We start from the raw sequence: 18,982 nt of genomic DNA, 5'->3' as shown, positions 1-18,982 counted from the left end.
CCCACGCGGCAGTTCATTTCGCGATCACACAAAGGTGGAGCGGAACCCGCAGATCCGCCAGCGCCGCCAATCCACGCGTATCGAAGGTGAGAGTCGCGCCATCGCTCACGGCGGACATGATGGACAGCTCCGCCGACACCCCTGCCCCCACCAGACGTGCGAGCGGTTCCCCGCGCTCTGACAGTGTCGCGAGAGCAGTGGGAATCGGGTTGTCGAGACGAGTGGGGTGTCCGCTGAAGACCACCACCCGGAATCCGTCCGGCGAATCGCGCGACCCGCCGGGCTCTGTCGTCCGCGAGGGCGCGAGGCGCATCTCCCGCGTCACCTCGGCCGGAGGCAGGGTCGGATGACTCAATTGCAGCGTCACCTCCACGAGCGACCACCGGCATTCCGTGTAGTCGAAGCCACGCATCTCGCCGCAATCCCTCGTCTCGGAGGGTGTGCCGAGTACTTCGGCGAAGAATACGTCCACGTCGCTCGGGTGGCGACGGACGGTGAAACCGACCGGAACATCGGCCTCCGTCAGTGATTTCAAGACTGCCGGTGACAGCGTCAGATCGCGAATGCCCTCGGCCCATCCGCGTACGACGATCTCGACGGTGTGGTCTCGCTCGCGAAGCTCCTCGACTCGACCTCGGGTGGCGGCGAGCGTCGTTCCCAGTCGGGGCAATCGGTCTTGCAGCGTGCTCGTATCGGGCGTCGGACCGTCGACCAGTGCCCACACGCCGCTCCCACCCCGGAACCGGCGCAAGCGATCAGGGGGAGCGGTATGGGTCGCGGCCAATCGCAGAAGTCTTGTCACCTCCGCCGGCATCAAGCCGGCCCCGGTCACCAAGAGCACTACGTCGACATCGTGCAACGAGCCGGTCATCGGAGCCGAAGCAGTTGACAGAGGTCAAGAGGCCAGACAGCGAGGCGTCGGTTCGTTCCGCTCGGCGCTGTGACAGTCCCAGCCGCCGAAGCGAGGTCGGCATCATCAAACAACGGTGACGCCCAGCGTGCGCAGCAGCGCCGCGCACGCGTCGCACGGCGCGGCGGGACCACCGACCGCACCGATACGTCGAGCCGTCAACACAGCACCCGCGAAATGAGGTGCCGCCTCCTCGAGCGTCGTCGTCCGTCCCTCACCCCGTTCGGCGTCGAGCCGCCACAGCTGATCGGAGATGAGCGCCGATTCGGCGCAGCGACCGGAGAACCCCGCGCGCACCTCGGCGGGCAGAGATTCCACGAATCGAGTCACCACGGGATGGAGATCCGGGACACCGTCACCGACGAGATCGGTGTGACTGACCACCGTCCCGCCGATCAACAGCGAAGCCGCTACCGAAGGCTCGTTACTGGACACCGCTTTCCTCCAGGGGGGATCGTGTTGAGCGGACTCGGCCGGATTCGTCAGCCGGTATCTTCCGCCCGCCGATGTGTATCAGTGAGATTCTTCGCCGCGCTCAACGAAGTAATCCATCGCTTCCGGTTCGCGCACATTGCCGATGAAACGGGCGAAGGCATCCATCGCATTCTCTCCCATGTAGTAGCCGCCGGTGTGATGCAGCTGGAAGATCCGGCCGCGGTCGTCGGCGAGCAGAATGCCGTACTCGGAGGCTTCATAGCCGATCGGGAATAGTGAAGTCCCCAGGTAACCGCCCAGTTCTGTGATGGTGGCGGCATCGCCGTTGTAGCCGAAAGTCGGGTCCATGACCAGCACGCAGTCGGGCGTACGCGGGTGTGGAAGTCTCAGCATGCCGTAGCGGTGCACGAAGTCGACTGCCGGTTGGACGGGGATGAGGGGGAAGCCCTGTGCAGCCGAATTGCTCCTACGATATTCGATGAGCTCATCGGCTTCGGGGCCGATGTCACGCCCATCGCTCCACCCGTGCTGCTGGAGCCAATTCGTGACCTCTGATTCGGAACTGGGTTTACTCATGAGCCTCCACCTTCAGGCGTCGCGACCTTGATTCCTAGTTGCGGAAGTATCTGTGCGCAGGTTCGGCACGGCGGCAGAAAATCACCATGACGAGCGGATTCTTCATCTCTGCTGGCCAGATCGCCGATCTGACGGGTGTGCATCACTCCGCCCTCGAGCACCGCTCGCGCCTCGGGGATTGTACTCAGCTGAGTGCCGCTGGGGTCGACCTGGTGAAGGCGATCACTGATCAGGGATATCTCCGCGCACTTTCCGTGGCCGAGACCGACCTTCCCCTCGGCCGCGTCCGCGACCTGTTGGAGCATGTCCCTGATCACGGGGTGGGTTTCCGGCGCCTTCTGGCCGTGCATCTTGGTAGTACTCGTATGTGTGGTCATCACATCGTTGTGCACAAAGCTTCCCGCACAACCCGAATCGCGGCGATTGCGTCCCGGCGGAATATGCTCTGTTCCGCCATGGGGTGCGTTGATCGCCTCGTTCGCCAGTGCTTCCGCTTCTCTTCGCAGGACTTCGATCTGTTCCTCCGGAGACAGTCCGCTGACATCCAGCGCTTCGCCGCGGAAATGCCGCATTCTGCCCGCGGTCTGGCCATGCCAGGTGGGTTGGGGATCCAGCGGTATGCCGCGTGGTGGGTCAACTGAACCCTCCTCCGGTCGATCATCGCCCATGTAATCGATGTCGCTCGGTTCGTGTTCGACGGGGCCGGTCGGCGCTTCGGTCCTCGCCGGCTCCGGCGCGTCACCATCGGAGTCTGTGGGGTGATAGGTCACCCATGCGCCGCCATCGCGGACGTGGGCGGGGGAGTCGGGGCGGTTGGGGACACCGACGGCTTCGGTAGGGGCGTGGACCGATGCGCCGAGTTCGTCGGCCAGTTGCTGGGCGAGATCCGGGTTGTTCGCGGCATTGCAGGCGACCAGTCGGACCGGGGTGCCGGGCGTGTAGGCGGGGTTGTCGCGGATCGCTTCGGCGATCTGTCGCGGCGTGAGGTCCTCGAGCGGGTTGCCGTTCCTGTCGGCGTGGAAGATGACGTCGAAATCGCCCTCGTTGCGGAGATTCTCGCGCACACGGTGGGTGGCGGGATCGTCGCCGATCGATGTGCTGGTCGAGGTGTGGGTGGTGCTGTGCGGGGGCGAGTCCGTGTGCCGGTCGGTTGCGTCCTCCGGGGATAACGTGCCGGTCGAGCGCGGATCGCGGGTGTCGGTCGGCACCGTACCGGGCTCTTTGTCCTCGGGTGCCGAGCGATGGGGATCGTCAGACCTGGTGTGGTCGCCGGTCGTCGATGGTGCGGTCCGCGCGGGCTTCTCGACAGTCGCCTCGGTGACGGACGGCTTCGAAGCGCTCAGGGTCGGGCGCGTTGTCGTCGCGCTGTCAGGTGTGATGCCGCCCGGCTGGCCGGTACCGACCGTTGCTGCCGGAGATGCGACCGTGGGCTGGCCGTGGATCGATCCGGTCGGAGTCGGACCGGTATCGCGTGCAGAGCCCGCATCCGTCGCCTGCTGTGACGTCTCCGCAGACGCGGAGTTCGCGGTAACAGCGTCCGTAGGCGCGACCTGATCGGGCTTGCGATCTCGCTCTGTCGAGTCGGAAGGATCTACCGCAGGTACGTCCGTGTTTCTGCCGGAGACCGATTCCGCGTTGTCGGGTGATTCCGCCTCGGATCTCGTCGGCGTCTCGGCGTCCGAGGTGATCGTGGGGTCGTTCAGAACTCGAACGTCGCGGTCTGTGGCCAGGTCCCGTTCCGGCTGTTGAACTCCGCCCAGCTCATCGCCTGGATGCCGACCTCGTGTGCAGTCGGTGGATCGGTCTGGAATCGCTGATTGTTCTTGTTGATCCGCAGAGTGAGGTCGATCGGCGGAAGAGGCGGTTGAATCAGGGATTCCGCTGTCACCCGGTACTCGATCTCGTGTTCGGTCTCCCAGTTCGTCCGTAGCTGAACCCGCCAGGTCGGCGGGTACACTTGGAACCCCTGGACCGGATTCCCCGCTTCGATCGCCTCGTCGTACATCTCCCCGATCGTCATCGGGTCCAGACTCGAATGTGCCGTGATCACCCCGGTCCGTTTGTTGACCATGTAGCAGCCCAGCCCCAGGTCTTGACCGGTCGCTCGTTCCTCCGCTGTCGGTTCGGTCTGGCACGCCCACCCGTGCTTGGTCTCCGTCACCGTGAAGTGGCGATCCTGTCGAAGATGAGTGCGGAGGTGTTCCCGGACCTGCTGACTGGTCAGTAGCGGAGGCTGCACTGCGGTCGACTCCTGAAGCGGTGTTCGGAGAGAGCGATTCGGTGGCGTTCTGCGAGGTCGACGCGTCGAGAGGTGTGGTCGAGCCGTTCGTCGGTTCGGTGTCCCGGGTGGGGTTCAGAACAGGAACGTCCCGTCCGGGGGCCACCTCCAGCCCCGGCTGAGAGCTTCCGCCCAGCTCGCCGCTTCCCGCGCGGCTTGATGCATCTGCGGTGGATTCGTGCGGAAGCTGCCGGTGTTCTTGTCGATCAGCAGGTATTGGACGATCGGGGGCTCCGACGGTCGAGTCACGTTCTGGGCGGTCACCCGGTACTCCACCTCGTTCGGGCTCTCGCGCAACAGTTCCACCCGGACTTCCCAGTCCCGGGGATACACCTGCTCGCCCGGCTTCGCCTGTCCCGATCGGATCGCTTGGTCGTACTCCTCCCCGATCAGATCCGGGGGCAGACTCCGGTGTGCGCTGACCCGGCCGGTCTGCTTGTCGATCACGTAGTTCCCCAGGCCCAGGCCTTCCCCCGCTTCGATCTCCTCCTGAGTCAGCACCGGCCGGGCCACCCACCCGAACTCGCTCTCCAGGATCCGAAACTGCTGCATCGGATAGATTTCCCGCAGGTACTCCTGCGCTTGATCCATGGTTCGGAACCGGTCCGGCATGATTGCTCACTCCTCCATTGGGTGGTATAGGAATCGACCAAAGGTCACAGGTTCGGTTCACCAGGTGTGTTGGGGGTGAATCGGAGGTTTGGCCAGTCTGTGGATCCCACCAGACCGGCCCTGAGGCTCCAGGTGGGTAAACGATCACTGTGGCATGCGCGCCGTCCGTGATCGGCTTGCCGTCTTTGTCGAACATGGGCTTACCGCTCGGGTCGCGAGCTTGCCATGTGTTCACTACCAGGGCGGAGGAGCCCGGCCCCATTGCCGCGATCCGATCGTGTAGTTCGGCGAACTGCGCCGGCATCGGCAGACCACTGGCAGAGTTGTGTTCGTACGGTCGGCCGATCCACTGCATCGCGCGTTTACTGCCGCCGTGCTCACCGTTGCGCTTGTCTACATCGCCGTTTGGTAGCCGATCCGGATAGCGAGGGGCAGAGACCAGCGGTTCACCGTGAAACGAGGACAACGCTGAGAGTGAACAATCGAGGCAGTTGTTGCTGCGGCCCGGCCTTGTCGGTCCACCGTCGTTGATCAATCGGCCGTAGGGATGGGTTCGAGGGTCTGCGCCGACGGTGAACTCGTTGCCATCGCGGAGCGAATCCTCGACATCGTGCTGATGCGACGCGCTCTCCAGCGGTGCCAGTCGGCGTGGCCCTTCGGGACGCATATGTGAGGGATTGTCGAAAGGCGGATTTGTATTGGCATTGGCGACGTCGTTGCTCACTTGGCGGAGATCTTCCGGAGTGAGAGACGGGTCGCGGCCCAGCGTCGGCATAAGTCCGAGCTGCATGCGGACGTTGTCGGCCAGTCGGGCCGGATTGTCGTTGTGCGACCAGCCTTCTCGGCTACCGCCGAGGTTGCTGAGGCTGGTGGCGCGCACATGGAGATTCGCGTCGTTCGGATTGTTGGTGAAGACCACATCGACCAAGACGCGGTCGCCGCTGAGCAGGCTCGGGGCGCTGTTGAACGCGGCGTCGGTGGTGTGTTGGGCGTTGGCCATCAGACGTTGCAGGTCTTGCGGTGAGACATCCGAATTGGGTGTGACGTGGACGCGTACCGACAACACCGAGACATATTCCCCAGACGGCAACCGGTAGCGGCGGACCTCGTAATTCGGTCCGCCCAGCCCTATCCGGACCGGTGTGGGATCACCGATCGGTGGTTGATTGCGGTAGAACTCCCGCGCGGTTCTGGCCTGCTCGATCTGTTGCTGCCAACGGGTCTGTTGGGGGTTCGCGTGCGGGGGAGTGTGGGTGGGGTTCGGTTGGTTGTGGTGTTGGTTCGGCGAGTTCTGGTGGTGTGGCATTCCGGGGTCGCGGGGAGGAACGCGGGAGCCCGGATCGGGTTGGGTGGTGCGTGAATTCGGATCGGTTCGCGGTGTGTCCCGGATTCGCGGATCCGTGGAGTGATTCGGATCGGCGGAGTTCGCGGCCGGGGTGGTCGCACGCGGATCGATGGATTGTGGTGTGGGATTGGTGCGGGACTCGGGGGAGCGCGCGGGGGCGTCATTCGAGTTGTTCGGGTTGGTGTTTCGCGACGGTGAGCTGTCGCTTGGAACGGTCGGCCTTTGTGCTCCGTGATCTGGTGATCCGACCGGTGGGGAGGGTGGGCGGTTGCTCGCGGGCGGTGACGCCGGGGCAGGTCGTGGGTCGAGATCGTGGGGGCGGTTCTGTTGCGGGGTGGTCGATTCCGGGGTGCGCGAGCGGTCCGGATCGGGGCCGGGGTTTCGGCGTGTCCGGGTGTCCGGATCGGTGTCGGCGGGCCTGGTGGGGGTGTCGCCCCACGGGGTTGCCGACGGGTCGTGCTCGCGTTGTTTCTGGTTGAACCAGTTCTGGAAGTCTTCGCTGGTGCGGCGGTAGGGGGCCGGGGAGTTCGGGGGCTGTCGGTCCGCGGGATGCGCTTGGGTCGGGCGCGAGTGGGATTCGGGCGTGGTGGTCGAAAGGGGCGCGCGTGTGTCCGGTAGGCCGGTGAGCGGGGATTGCTGTCGGGGCCGCTGGGGCGTCGGGTCAGCCGGCGACGACTGGGGTGCGCGGGTGTCGGAGAAGCCGGTATTCGCGGGTTCGGGCGTGCGGGGCGTCGTGGAATTCGAGGGTGTGGACAGCGGCGCGCGACTGTCGGGGAGATCGGACAGCGGGGAGGGGCGTGCACCAGGCTGGTCCGGCGTGGTCTGGGTGGGGTAGGCGCTGTTGCCCGGATGCGGGGTGGTCGAGCGTCCTTCGTTCGGCACGGTGTTCGGTCGGGTGCCGGTTTCGCTGGGCAGCGAGGGCGGCGACGCCGGGTAGGCCGAGTTGCCGGGGTGGGTGTCGATCGGCTGAAGATCGGTCGGGCGGGATTCGCTCTGATTCGGGCTGGGCGAGGTGTCGGGGTGTGGATCGGTCCTCGAAGGCTGGCGGGTCGTCCGAGGGGAACCTGCCGAGGCGGCGTCCCGATTCGATGGTGAGTGCTCGGGCGGTGTCGCAGGTTGTGGAGAAGTGGGGTTCGCGGTCGCGGTCGCGGTGCCGGCGGGGCGGGGCTCAGCCGAATGCTGCGGCGCTGAGGAAGGTTGGGGATCGTTGCCGCGGGGTGCTCGGTTCGGGGTCGGCGACTGTGTAGACGCGCTCGCGGGCGATGCGGGCGATGCGGGCGATGCGGGCGATGCGGGCGATGCGGGCGATGCGGGCGATGCGGGCGATGCGGGCGATGCGGGCGATGCGGGCGATGCGGGTGGCGGCGTCGCGGGAGTGGTTGGTGTGGCCGGGGTTCGAGCGGGAGCAGGTGTAGTGGCGGAAGCCCCTGGACTACCGCTGCCGGTATCGCCAGTGGTGGGAGTGGTGCGCGGCGTCGCGTCCGCCAGGTTAGGGGTGGCGGTTGCGGGCGTCGCTGTTGCGGTCGCCGACGCGGTGGTGGTCGCGTCAGCCGCGGACTGGGGAGTGTTCGCGGTCGCGTCCGGGGCCGTTCCAACCGGTGTGGATGACACAGGGGTGCCGGTGGCGTTCGGGTCGGTGGCCTGGGATGGAGCGCGTGAGGTTTCGGAAGCCGTGGTGGGCTGGCCGAGTCCGGTGGGCGACTGTGGTGTCGCCGGCTGGGCGGTGGCGGACTGTGCGCCTTGCTGGGGGGAGTCGCTGTCGTTTCGACGGCCAGTGGAATGGTCGGTGGACGACTGTGGACTACCGGGCTGGCCGGACAGTTGTTGGGTGCCGGACTGTTGGCCGCCGTCCTGACGGCCTTGTTGATCGGTCGCATTCGATTGGGTCGGGTGGTCCGGGAAGGGCTGTGGAGCGTTCGCTGGCTGCGCTGCGGACTGCTGCTGGCCGCCCGTTCCCGATAGTTGTGGGGAGCCCGACTGCGGAGGCGTCGATTGCTGACCCGAGGACTGCTGGGTGCTGGGTTGTTGGGTGCCGCTCTGGGGCGGTTGACCACTCGGCTGTGACTGGCTCGATGACTGGTCGGGCTGCGGAGCGCTCGTTTGCTGAGCTCCGGTCTGCTGCTGGGGAGCCGAGCCGGAAGGTTGGGGGAGCCCGACTGCTGACCCGAGGACTGTTGGCCGCTGTCCTGTTGGTTCGGCTGACCGTTCGAGGAGAACTGGCTCGAGGACTGGTCGGACTGCGCCGCGTTCGATTGCTGCTGTCCCGACGGCTGATTCGGCTGCTGCTGGTCAGGGGACTGTTGGGTGGGAGCCTGCTGTTGCCCTGTGGACTGTTGGGGATCGTTCGAGTCGGCGTCGTTTCGGCTACCGGTCGGCTGTTCTGTGGAGGTTTGGGAATCGGTCGGCTGCTGACCGTGCGGCTGTTGCGGGTTCGACTGTGATGAATCCGGCGTCTGCTGCCCTGGGGATTGCTGCTGGCCCGACTGTTGATCGGAGTTCTGTTGCCCAGGCGACTGCTGGGAGCTCTGGGACTGCTGATTCTCTGTGTGATCGCCTGTGGACTGTTGTTGCCCGGGTGACTGCTGGTTCGACGCTTGGTCGCCTGTGGGCTGCTGCGAACCAGTCGACTGCTGGCTGGACGCCTGGTCACCGGGGGGCTGCTGTTGACCGGGCGACTGCTGATTCGGCGTCTGGTCGCCGGTGGACTGTTGCTGAGTGGGGGACTGCTGCCCCGGGTTCTGTCCCTGGGACTGCTGGCCGGGAGACTGCTGTCCCTGGGACTGGTTCGAGGAGTCGCCGGCATTGGCCGGGTTGGTCGACGCGCCGTTGTCGGGAGTATTTCCCCCACCTTGACCGTTTTCATTGCCGTCGCGCGGACCGCTGCCGGTATCACCCCGGTCGCCTGCCCCCGAGCCATTGCCGTCCCCCGCCCCGGAGCCGTTCCCCTCATCCGCCCGGTCCCCGTTTCCAGCGTCGGAGCGGTTCCCGTCCCTGGAGCCGTTCCCGTCCCCAGAGCCGCTTCCGTCCCCGTCCTCTGACCCGCCCCCATCTCCAGACCCCTCCCCCTCCGAGGAATGATCCCCACCCCGCTCCCCGGCGGATTCGATCCCGGACTGCACCCCGCCCGCGAGCGACGACGTCAACGTGTCCGTGCTGAGCACATCCTCGAGACTGAACGGCTGATCGTTGAGCGCGGCGTCGGTGGCCGCGCCCGCGACTTCACCGACCAATCCGACGCCGACGTCCTTGGCCCCCTCCGACAGCGCGTTGGTGAGCGGATTCCCACCGCCTCCGGTGCCCGTCCCGGTGCCGCCGCCGAGCCCGCCGAGCGCGCCTTCGGTGGCCCCGGAGACGGCGGCCGTGAGCAGGGTCTTGCCGGAGTCGATCCATTCTTCTCTGGAGAGCGGGTCGCGGCGGTCGGTGGCGACCTGGGCGAGTTTGATGCCGATGTCGAGGACGGCTTCTTCGAGGACGGCTTCCCAGGCGCCGCGCAGGGCGGCGCGTCCCGCGGCTTTGAGGGCGGCTTTGGTCAGGATGCTCTGGAGGAGCTTCTTGATGGCGATCTTGAGGGTGATCCTGGTGGCGGCCTGGGCGGCGGCGGCTTGGGCCGCGCCCGCGGGGGCGCCGACGCCGGTGGCCATCTCGGCGAGCGCGATGGTCATCTCGACGGCGAAGATCACCAGCGAGGCGATGATGACGAGTTTGGTGTGCTCGATGTCGGCGGCGCCGTCGCCGATCTGGTCGGCGAGGGTCTCGATGTGTTGGGTGAGCCCGTCGAAGGCGCCTTTGCCGCCGCCGAGTTTGTCCCAGTGCTGCGCCAGCGCCTGCCCGGTGGCCCCGTCGAGCTGGGACAACGCCTGGCCGATCGCGTGGGTGGCCTCGCCGTCGAGTTCGCCGAGGCTCTGCGCGAGACCGGTCCACGCGGCTTCGACGCGGCGCATCGCCGTCTCGTCGCCTTCGGGCCAATCACCCGCGCCCACAACGTATTTCGCAGCCCATTGCAGTGACTCGGGTATTTCGATGCCCACCCCGCCGACCCCTCCCCGCACTCCGCCCGCCGCTTCGGGCACGAACATACCTACATCCCGATAGACGCGGCGGCCCCCGGGGCGGTTCCATCCCCCTCCTCGCGACCCGGCGAACGCGCGGCAGGCGCGCGGGCGCAAGCCGGGGAGACGGGCCCAGCAAACCGGACTCGCGCCCGCTGCCAGCGCCGATGTTCGTCGGCTATGGATCTTGGTTGGTCGGGCGCGGTGGGCGACGGTAGATTGTTGCGGTGGTCAGCACTGGAGGTCCCGGCACAGCCGGTCGGTGGGTACGAGGCACGGTCGGGCCCATGTAACAAGATCGGCCTCGAACAGATAGTGCCTATGAACATTTTTTTGCCTGATTGATGAGAACTGAACCTGGAATCGCAGACGCCGCCCTCGGTTGGGGTGCGCGTCCTGTCCGGGTGTCGTCGGGGAGCGCTTGCGTGGTGTTCCGGAAGCGAGGTTACGGTTGGACCGGCTGGATTTCGGCGGGAACGGCGAAGCTGGTGGCGAGTACTTCCCACTGTCGCCCGCGCAGCTGGGCATCTGGTATGCCCAGCACGTCGATCCGCAGGTGCCGATCAATATCGCACAGTATGTCGATCTGCACGGGGATCTCGATGTAGCCGCGCTGGAGCAGGCCAGTCGTGACGCCGCCGTGGAGATGGGCTCGGGCTTCCTCCGCATCGTCGAGGTCGACGGCGAGCCCGTCCAGACCGTCGATCCCTCGCTGGACTCCACCCTCGAATACATCGATCTGCGCGACGCCGAGGACCCCGAGGCGGCCGCCGCGGAGTGGATGCGGGCCGAGTACAGCCGTCCGCTGACCATCGTCGAGGACCGGCTGATCCGCGCCGCGGCCCTGCGTCTGGCCGATTCGCGCTGGTACTGGTACTCGCGCGCCCATCACATCGTGCTCGACGGCTTCGGCGCGATGACGTTCATGCAGCGCATCGCCGAGTTGTACACGGCGGCGGTCAACGGGGAGACGGCCGCGCCTGCCAAGGCCACCGATCTGCGCACCCTGTACGAGCAGGAGATCGCCTACCGGGATTCGAGCCGGTTCCAGTCCGACAAGGCGCACTGGGCCGAGCGGGTCGCGGGGCTCGAGGAGGGCTCGAGTCTGGCCGGTCGTTCCGCGCCGCCGTCGCCGGTGAACGGAGTGGCTAGCGCCGCGCTGTCCGCCGAGCAGGACGATCTGCTGGCCGCCGCGGTGCGGCGCTACGACAGTTCGCCCGCCGGGTTGCTGATCGCCGGTTTCGCGGGCTACCTGGCCCAGTTGACCGGCGCGCAGGACGTGATCCTGAGCCTGCCGGTGACCGCGCGCACCACGGCCGCCATGCGCCGGTCGGGCGGTGTGGTGTCCAACATCGTGCCGCTGCGGTTGACGGTGTCGCACGACACGACCGTCGCCGACCTGCTCAAGGCGGTGACGGTGGAGGTCTCGGGCGCGCTGCGCCACCAGCGCTACCGCCACGAGGACATCCGCCGCGATTCCGCGGGCGAGGGTGTGGTGACCACGGAGTTCTTCGGCCCGTGGGTCAACATCATGCTGTTCCACAGCGAGATGGTGCTGGGCCCGATGGTGGGTCAGCTCAACGTGCTGTCCACGGGCAGCATCGAGGATCTGGGCGTCAACTTCTACCAGTCGGTGGCGGGCACCCGGTCGCACATCGATTTCGAGACCAACCCGAACCTGTATTCCGAGGCCGAGGCGCGCACCCATCACGCCCGGTTCCTGGAGTTCTTCGAGCGTTTCCTGGCCGCCGACGGCGCGGCCGCGGTGTGGGATCTGCCGGTCACCACCGAGGACGAGCGCGAACTGACGCTGCTGGAGTGGAACGACGCCCAGCAGGAGGTTCCCGAAACCACGCTGCCCGCGCTGCTGGACGCGCAGATCGCGGCCACGCCCGACCGGGTCGCCCTCGACTTCGAGGGCGACACCCTGACCTACGCGGAGTTCGACGCGCGGGTCAACCGGTTGGCGCGGTCGCTGATCGCGGACGGTGTCGGGCCGGAGTCCCTGGTCGCGCTGGGGATGCGGCGGTCGCTCGACCTGGTCGTCGGCATGCACGCGGTGCTGAAGGCGGGCGGCGCGTACGTGCCGATCGATCCGGATCATCCGGCCGAGCGCACCGCCTACATCCTGGAGTCGGCCGATCCGGTGTGTGTGCTCACCGTCACCGGTGACGAGATCGAGTTGCCGGAGTCGGTGCGCTCGGTCCGGATCGACGCCCTGGATCTGTCGGCGCTGTCCGCCGCGCCGGTCACCGACGCGGAACGGCGGGCGCCGCTGCGGCCGGACAACACCGCCTACGTGATCTACACCTCGGGTTCGACCGGTCGCCCGAAGGGCGTCGCGGTGACCCACCACGCCATCGTCAACCAGCAACTGTGGATGCTCGACGAGTACCGGTTGACCGCCGAGGACGTCTACCTCCAGAAGACCGCGACCACGTTCGACGTGTCGCTGTGGGGTTATTTCCTGCCGCTGATGGTCGGCGCGAAACTGGTCGTCGCCGCGCCCGACGGGCATCGGGACCCGCTCTACGTGGCCGACATGATCGAGCGGCACGCGGTGACGGTCACCGACTTCGTGCCCTCGATGTTGACGGTGTTCGTCGCGCACGCGACCCGCGAGCAGTGCGCGTCGCTGCGCGCGGTGTTCGTGATCGGCGAGGCGCTGCCGCCGGAGACGGCCGCGGGTCTGCGCGCGATCTCCTCGGCCGGACTGCACAACCTGTACGGGCCCACCGAGGCCGCGGTGTCGGTGACCTATTGGGAGGCCACCGCCGCCGACACGGTGACCGTGCCGATCGGCATCCCGGAGTGGAATGTCGAGGTCTACGTCCTGGATTCGCGGCTGCGGCCCGCCGCCGTCGGCGCGCCCGGTGAGCTGTATCTGGGTGGCAGGCAGTTGGCCCGCGGCTATCGCGGCCGCGCCGATCTGACCTCGGACAGGTTCGTGGCGAACCCGTTCGGCACGCACGGTCAGCGCATGTACCGCACGGGCGACTTGGTGCGCTGGAACTCCTCGGGCACGCTCGAGTACATCGGCCGCACCGACTTCCAGGTGAAGTTCCGCGGTCAGCGCATCGAACTCGGCGAGATCGAGACGGTCACGCTGGCCCATCCCGCGGTCAGCCAGTCGGCGGTGCTCGTGGTCGACACCGCGACCGGTCAGCAGTTGGTGGCCTACCTGGTTCCCGCGCCGGGCCATTCGATCGACCCGGCCGAGCTGACCAGGTTCGCCGCCGAGCAGTTGCCGAGCTACATGGTCCCGGCCTCGGTGATGGTCCTCGAGGCGTTCCCGCTCAACACCAGCGGCAAGCTGGATCGCAAGGCGCTGCCGGAACCGGTGTTCAGCGCCGACGCCGCGGGCTACCGCGCGCCGCGCACCCAGTCCGAGCAGATCGTGGCGGGCATCTTCGCCGACGTGCTGTCGCAGCGCCAGGTCGGCATCGATGACAACTTCTTCGATCTGGGCGGCAACTCGCTGGTCGCCACCCAGGTGGTGTCGCGGATCAGCGCGGCGTTCGGTGCCCGGATCGGGGTGCGGGCGCTGTTCGAGACCCCGACCGTCGCCGGGATCGCGGCGCGCGCCGAGCAGGCCACGCCGACCGACGCCGCCCGTCCGCCGCTGGTCGCCCAGCAGTTGCCCGCGCGGGTGCCGCTCTCGCCCGCGCAGCAGCGCATGTGGTTCATCAACCAGTTCGACCCCACCGCGCCCACCTACAACCTGCCGTTCGTGGTGCGGTTGCGCGGCCGCGTCGACCTGGCCGCGCTGGAGACGGCGCTCAACGACGTGATGGCGCGGCAGGAATCGCTGCGCACGATCTTCCCGGAGTCCGGCGACGGCGGCTACCAGCAGGTCATCCCGGACGACGAGATCAACTTGGCCATCACGGTGGCCTCGATCGATGAATCCGAACTCCAGGCCACGCTCACCGAATTCGCCTCGACCGGCTTCGACGTCTCCCGCGAACTGCCGATCCGGGTGCGCATCTATCAGGTGACGGGCGGGTCGACCAACGGAACGCCCGATCACGCGGTGGCCTTCGTCGTGCACCACATCGCGGCCGACGGCTTCTCCTTCGGTCCGCTCTCGCGCGATGTCGCCTCCGCCTATCTGGCGCGCGCGGCGGGTCAGGCGCCCGCCTGGTCGCCGCTGCCGGTCCAGTATCAGGACTACAGCGTCTGGCAGCGCGAACTGCTCGGCGCGGAATCCGATCCCGGTTCGATGGCCGCGCGCGAGATCGCCTACTGGCGTAGGCAATTGGCGGGTCTGCCGGATCAGCTCGACCTGCCGACCGACCGCAAGCGCCCGCCGATGCAGAGTTTCCTCGGCAGCCGGGTGAACTTCGAGATCGACGCCGACCTGCACGAGCGGCTCATCGGCGTGGCTCGCGCACAGGGCGTTTCGCTGTTCATGGTCGTGCACGCCTCGCTGGCGTTGCTGTTGGCGCGGTTGTCGGGCACCGAGGACATCGCCATCGGCACCCCGGTCGCGGGTCGTGGCGAGCAGGCGCTCGACGATCTGATCGGCATGTTCGTCAACACCCTGGTGTTGCGCTCCGAGGTGGACCCGACCGTCTCGTTCACCGAACTGCTCGCGCGCACCAGGGAAACCGACCTGGCCGCGTTCGCCTACGCCGACGTCCCGTTCGAACGGCTCGTGGAGGTCATCAACCCCACGCGGTCGCAGGCCCGGCATCCGCTGTTCCAGGTCATGCTGTCGTTCCAGGAGATGTCGCACGCGGGCCTGGAATTGCCGGGTCTGTCGGTCACCGCCGACGAACTCGACGTCGACATCGCGAAATTCGATCTCCAGTGGACGATCACCGAGGGCCGCGGCGCGCAGGGCGAGCCCACCGGCATGTCCGCGGTGGTGTCCTTCGCGACCGACCTGTTCGAAGCCGACACCGTGGCCGGGTTCGCCCGCCGCTTCCTGCGGGTGCTCGAAACCGTCGTCGCCGCACCGGAATCCAAGGTGCACGACATCGACATCCTGGACGCCGCCGAACGCGCCCAGGTGCTCACCGACTGGAACCGCACCGAGCGCGCGGTCCCCGAGGCCACCCTGGTCTCGCTGTTCCGCGACCAGGTCGCGGCCACTCCCGACGCCCCCGCGCTGAGCTTCGAGGGGACGACTCTGTCCTACGCCGAGTTCGCGGCGCGGGTGGACCGTCTCGCCCGGCACCTGATCGCGCAGGGCGTCGGCCCGGAGTCGATGGTGGCGCTCGGCATGAGCCGGTCGATCGATCTGGTCGTGGGCATGTACGCGGTGAGCGTGGCCGGTGGCGCGTATGTGCCGTTGGACCCGGATCATCCGGCCGACCGCACCCGCTACGTGCTGGAGACCGCGTCGCCGGTCTGCGTGTTGACCACCACCCGCGACGCGTTCGCGGCAGGCGCGGCCCAGACCATCGCCATCGACACCCTGGACGCGGACGCCTACTCCGACGCGCCGGTCACCGACGCGGATCGTCTCGCGCCGCTGCGTCCGTCGAACACCGCCTACGTGATCTTCACCTCCGGTTCCACCGGTCGTCCGAAGGGCGTCGCGGTGTCGCACGAGGCGATCGTGAACCGCCTGGTGTGGATGCAGTCCGAGTACGGACTCACCCCGGCCGATGTGGTGTTGCAGAAGACGCCGGCCACCTTCGACGTGTCGGTGTGGGAGTTCTTCTGGCCGTTGCAGACCGGTGCGCGTCTGGTGGTGGCCAAGCCCGACGGTCATCGTGACCCGGGCTATCTGGTCGATGTGATTCTCGACGAGGGTGTGACCACCGCGCATTTCGTGCCTTCGATGCTGTCGGTGTTCGTGGCCGAGGGCGGCGTGGACGAATGCACGAGTCTGCGGAATGTCTTCGCCTCCGGTGAGGCGCTACCCGCGGCGACCGCGCAGCGGTTGCGGGAACTGACCGGCGCGTCGCTGCACAACCTGTACGGCCCCACCGAGGCCGCGGTCGACGTCACCTATCACGAGGTGACCGACGCGGATCAGGTCGGCGTTCCGATCGGTGCTCCGGTCTTCAACACCCGTGTGTACGTGTTGGATTCGCGTCTGCATCCGGTTCCGGTGGGTGTGGCGGGTGAGCTCTATCTCGCGGGTGTGCAGTTGGCGCGCGGGTATGTGGCGCGTCCGGATCTGACCGCGGATCGTTTCGTGGCGAATCCGTTCGATCCCGCGGGCGGTCGGATGTACCGCACGGGTGACTTGGTGACCTGGACGGCCGACGGTGAGTTGGAGTACCTGGGCCGCACCGACTTCCAGGTGAAGTTGCGTGGTCTGCGTATCGAACTCGGTGAGATCGAGTCGGCGTTGACCGGTGTGGACGCGGTCGCGCAGGCCGTGGTGCTGGTCCGCTCGGACGATCGTCTGGGCGATCAACTCGTCGCCTACGTCATCCCGGCCGCAGGCCAGGTGATCGATGTCGAGGCGATTCGCGCGGAACTGTCCGCGGACCTGCCCGCCTACATGGTGCCCAACGCGTTCGTGACGTTGGACGCCTTCCCACTCAACGCCTCCGGCAAGCTCGACCGCAGGGCGCTGCCCGCCCCGGTGTTCGAGGTCAAGGTCTTCCGCGCGCCCTCGACGCCGATCGAGGAGATCGTCGCGCAGATCTTCGGCGAGGTCCTCGGGATCGCCCGCATCGGCGTGGACGACGACTTCTTCGAGTTGGGCGGCAACTCGCTGATCGCGACCCAGGTCGCCTCGCGCCTGGGCATCGCGCTGGACACCCGCGTCCCCGTGCGCATGCTCTTCGACGCCTCCACCGTCGGCGCGCTGGCCGCGCGGGTCGAGTCGCGCGCGGGCGACGGCGCCCGCAAGGCGCTGGTGGCGCGGGAGCGTCCGCGGGACGTGCCGCTGTCGCTGGCCCAGCAGCGCATGTGGTTCCTCAACCGGTTCGACACCGAATCGGCGGTCAACAACATCCCGGTCGCGATCCGACTGTCCGGCGAACTGGACGTGGCCGCGTTGCAGGTCGCGGTGATCGACGTCATCGACCGGCACGAATCGCTGCGGACCGTCTTCCCCGAGACCGCCGCCGGTCCGGTCCAGGTGGTGTTGGACGCCGCCCAGATCGTGCCCGACCTGACCCCGTACCGGGTCACCGAGACCACGCTGTTCGAGCATCTGATCGACCTGGCGTCGATGGCCTTCGACGTCACCAGCGAAGTGCCGCTGCACGCCCGACTGTTCGAGATCAGCGAGACCGAATACGTGCTCGGCATGGTCATGCACCACATCTCCGCCGACGGGTGGTCGATGGGCCCGCTGGCCCGCGACGTGATGGTCGCCTACGCGGCCCGCACGCTGTGGGAACCGCCCGCGTGGACCGCGCTGCCCGTGCAGTACGCGGACTACTCGCTGTGGCAGCGCGAAGTGCTCGGCTCCGAAGAGGACCCGAACTCGCTGATCGCCAACCAGATCGCCTACTGGACACGCGAACTCGCCGATCTGCCCGACGAACTCGTACTCCCCTCGGACCGTCCGCGTCCGGCGGCGGCCACCTATCAGGGCGGCGCCTACCCGTTCGTCATCTCCGGGGAGATCCAGCACGCGCTGGTCGACCTGGGTCGCCGCTACAACGTCTCGCCGTTCATGGTCATGCACAGCGCGCTCGCGGTGCTGCTGGCCCGCCTGTCGGGCAGTAGCGACATCGCGATCGGCACCCCCGTTGCCGGCCGCGGTGAAGCCGCGCTCGACGACCTGATCGGCATGTTCGTCAACACCCTCGTGCTGCGCACCGAGATCGACGGGACCGCGAGTTTCGCCGACCTGCTCGCCACCGCCCGCGAGAAGGACCTGCACGCCTTCGCCAACGCCGACGTCCCCTTCGAGCGCCTGGTGGAAGTGTTGAACCCGGCGCGCTCGCAGGCGCGGCACCCGCTGTTCCAGGTGATGCTGGCCTTCCAGAACACCAAACAGGCCAACCTGGAACTGCCCGGCCTGTCCATCAACGGCATCGACTACGACGCCGGCCTGGCCAAGTTCGACCTGCAACTGACCTTGCAGGAGATCCAGGACGACAACGGTGAAGCCACCGGCATGTCGGCCGAATTCTCTTATGCGCGCGACCTGTTCGACGAGGACACCGTCGCGGCGTTCGCGGTGCGTCTGGACCGCATCCTGACCGCGATCCTCGCCGACCCGGACGTGCCGGTCGGGGATATCGACCTGCTCGAACCGCACGAGACCGAACTGGCTCTGCGGGGGTGGAATGCGACCGAGCGTGGGTTGGATACCACCGGGACGTTGGTGGGTGATTTAGCTCGTCAGGTTGCTGTCTCGCCGGATTCGGTGGCGGTGGTCGATCCGCAGTCGGGTGTGGTTCTGACGTATGTGGAGTTCGCTGATCGTGTGTATCGGTTGGCGCGTAGGTTGATCGCGGAGGGTGTGGGTCCGGAGTCGTTGGTGGCTCTGGGTCTGCGTCGGTCGGTGGATCTGGTTGTCGCGGCTTGTGCGGTGCAGGCTGCTGGTGGTGGTTATGTGCCGTTGGATTTGGATCAGCCTGCTGAGCGTGTGGGGTATGTGCTGGAGTCGGCGGCACCGGTGTGTGTGTTGACGACTGCGCGTGATGGTTTCGATGGTTTCGGGTTGCCGACGTTGGTTGTGGATGATCTGGACTTGTCGGGGTTCTCGGGTGAGCCGGTTTCCGATGTCGAGCGTCTTGCTCCGTTGCGTGGGTCGAATCCGGCGTATGTGATCTTCACTTCCGGGTCGACGGGTCGTCCGAAGGGTGTGGCGGTGCCGCATTCGGCCGCTGTCAACCAGATCCGTTGGATCT

At 67.2% G+C, this 18,982-nt stretch carries 9 protein-coding genes and 2 pseudogenes; 3 read left to right on the top strand and 8 right to left on the bottom strand.

All coding sequences use genetic code 11. The features are described 5' to 3' along the window. Window positions 1-13: 13 nt before the first annotated feature. The 7 genes and pseudogenes from ON30_RS23820 to ON30_RS42325 all read right to left on the bottom strand — a co-directional run. Window positions 14-724 carry a DUF4279 domain-containing protein gene (locus tag ON30_RS23820; RefSeq protein ID WP_040710314.1) on the bottom strand — a complete coding sequence of 237 codons (711 nt, stop codon included), beginning with the start codon at window positions 722-724 and terminating at the stop codon, window positions 14-16. A 252-nt stretch (window positions 725-976) separates the two neighbouring features. After that, window positions 977-1,345 (bottom strand): YwqJ-related putative deaminase, encoded by a 369-nt coding sequence (locus ON30_RS23815; RefSeq protein ID WP_040710313.1) that lies wholly within the window; start codon window positions 1,343-1,345, stop codon window positions 977-979. Window positions 1,346-1,423: 78 nt separating this feature from the next. Then, a complete protein-coding gene (locus tag ON30_RS23810; RefSeq protein ID WP_040710311.1) occupies window positions 1,424-1,921 on the bottom strand; it encodes an SUKH-3 domain-containing protein in 498 nt (165 codons plus the stop codon). Then, complete coding sequence (locus tag ON30_RS41250; RefSeq protein WP_051029890.1) at window positions 1,918-3,129, bottom strand: YwqJ-related putative deaminase; 1,212 nt, start codon at window positions 3,127-3,129, stop codon at window positions 1,918-1,920. The genes ON30_RS23810 and ON30_RS41250 overlap by 4 nt, the downstream gene beginning before the upstream one ends. Window positions 3,130-3,620: 491 nt before the next feature. Continuing rightward, a complete protein-coding gene (locus ON30_RS41245; protein ID WP_501040349.1) occupies window positions 3,621-4,160 on the bottom strand; it encodes an SUKH-4 family immunity protein in 540 nt (179 codons plus the stop codon). Window positions 4,161-4,274: 114 nt separating this feature from the next. Continuing rightward, on the bottom strand, window positions 4,275-4,811 hold the full coding sequence (locus ON30_RS41240) for an SUKH-4 family immunity protein (RefSeq protein WP_051029888.1): 537 nt from the start codon (window positions 4,809-4,811) through the stop codon (window positions 4,275-4,277). Between the two features lie 103 nt (window positions 4,812-4,914). Further along, window positions 4,915-5,478, bottom strand: a pseudogene (locus ON30_RS42325) (toxin glutamine deamidase domain-containing protein); the annotation flags it as partial. 1,949 nt (window positions 5,479-7,427) lie between these two features. Here ON30_RS42325 and ON30_RS39350 point away from each other — a divergent pair. Then, window positions 7,428-7,571, top strand: a complete 144-nt coding sequence (locus tag ON30_RS39350) for a hypothetical protein (RefSeq protein ID WP_157183817.1) — start codon at window positions 7,428-7,430, stop codon at window positions 7,569-7,571. A gap of 364 nt (window positions 7,572-7,935) precedes the next feature. After that, window positions 7,936-8,118, top strand: a complete 183-nt coding sequence (locus tag ON30_RS23780; RefSeq protein WP_040710303.1) for a hypothetical protein — start codon at window positions 7,936-7,938, stop codon at window positions 8,116-8,118. A 1,670-nt stretch (window positions 8,119-9,788) separates the two neighbouring features. On the opposite strand, the pseudogene ON30_RS42555 reads toward ON30_RS23780, so the two are convergent. Then, window positions 9,789-10,232: pseudogene (locus ON30_RS42555) on the bottom strand (WXG100-like domain-containing protein); the annotation flags it as partial. A gap of 424 nt (window positions 10,233-10,656) precedes the next feature. Between ON30_RS42555 and ON30_RS23770 the strand changes: the two are divergent. Next, window positions 10,657-18,982: non-ribosomal peptide synthetase (locus ON30_RS23770; RefSeq protein ID WP_157183816.1), on the top strand; the 8,326-nt coding region annotated here is incomplete at its 3' end.

It is taken from the genome of Nocardia takedensis NBRC 100417 (assembly GCF_000308695.1).
Taxonomy (GTDB): domain Bacteria; phylum Actinomycetota; class Actinomycetes; order Mycobacteriales; family Mycobacteriaceae; genus Nocardia; species Nocardia takedensis.
The sequence above is the reverse complement of the archived record's forward strand: the minus strand, read 5'-3'. Positions and strand labels throughout refer to the sequence as shown.

Bases quoted from the DNA above. Each gene is read 5' to 3' on its own strand.
- ON30_RS23810 (WP_040710311.1), bottom strand. From the start codon at position 1,921: ATGAGTAAACCCAGTTCCGAATCAGAGGTCACGAATTGGCTCCAGCAG.
- ON30_RS41240 (WP_051029888.1), bottom strand. From the start codon at position 4,811: ATGCCGGACCGGTTCCGAACCATGGATCAAGCGCAGGAGTACCTGCGG.
- ON30_RS39350 (WP_157183817.1), top strand. From the start codon at position 7,428: ATGCGGGCGATGCGGGCGATGCGGGCGATGCGGGCGATGCGGGCGATG.
- ON30_RS23780 (WP_040710303.1), top strand. From the start codon at position 7,936: ATGGTCGGTGGACGACTGTGGACTACCGGGCTGGCCGGACAGTTGTTG.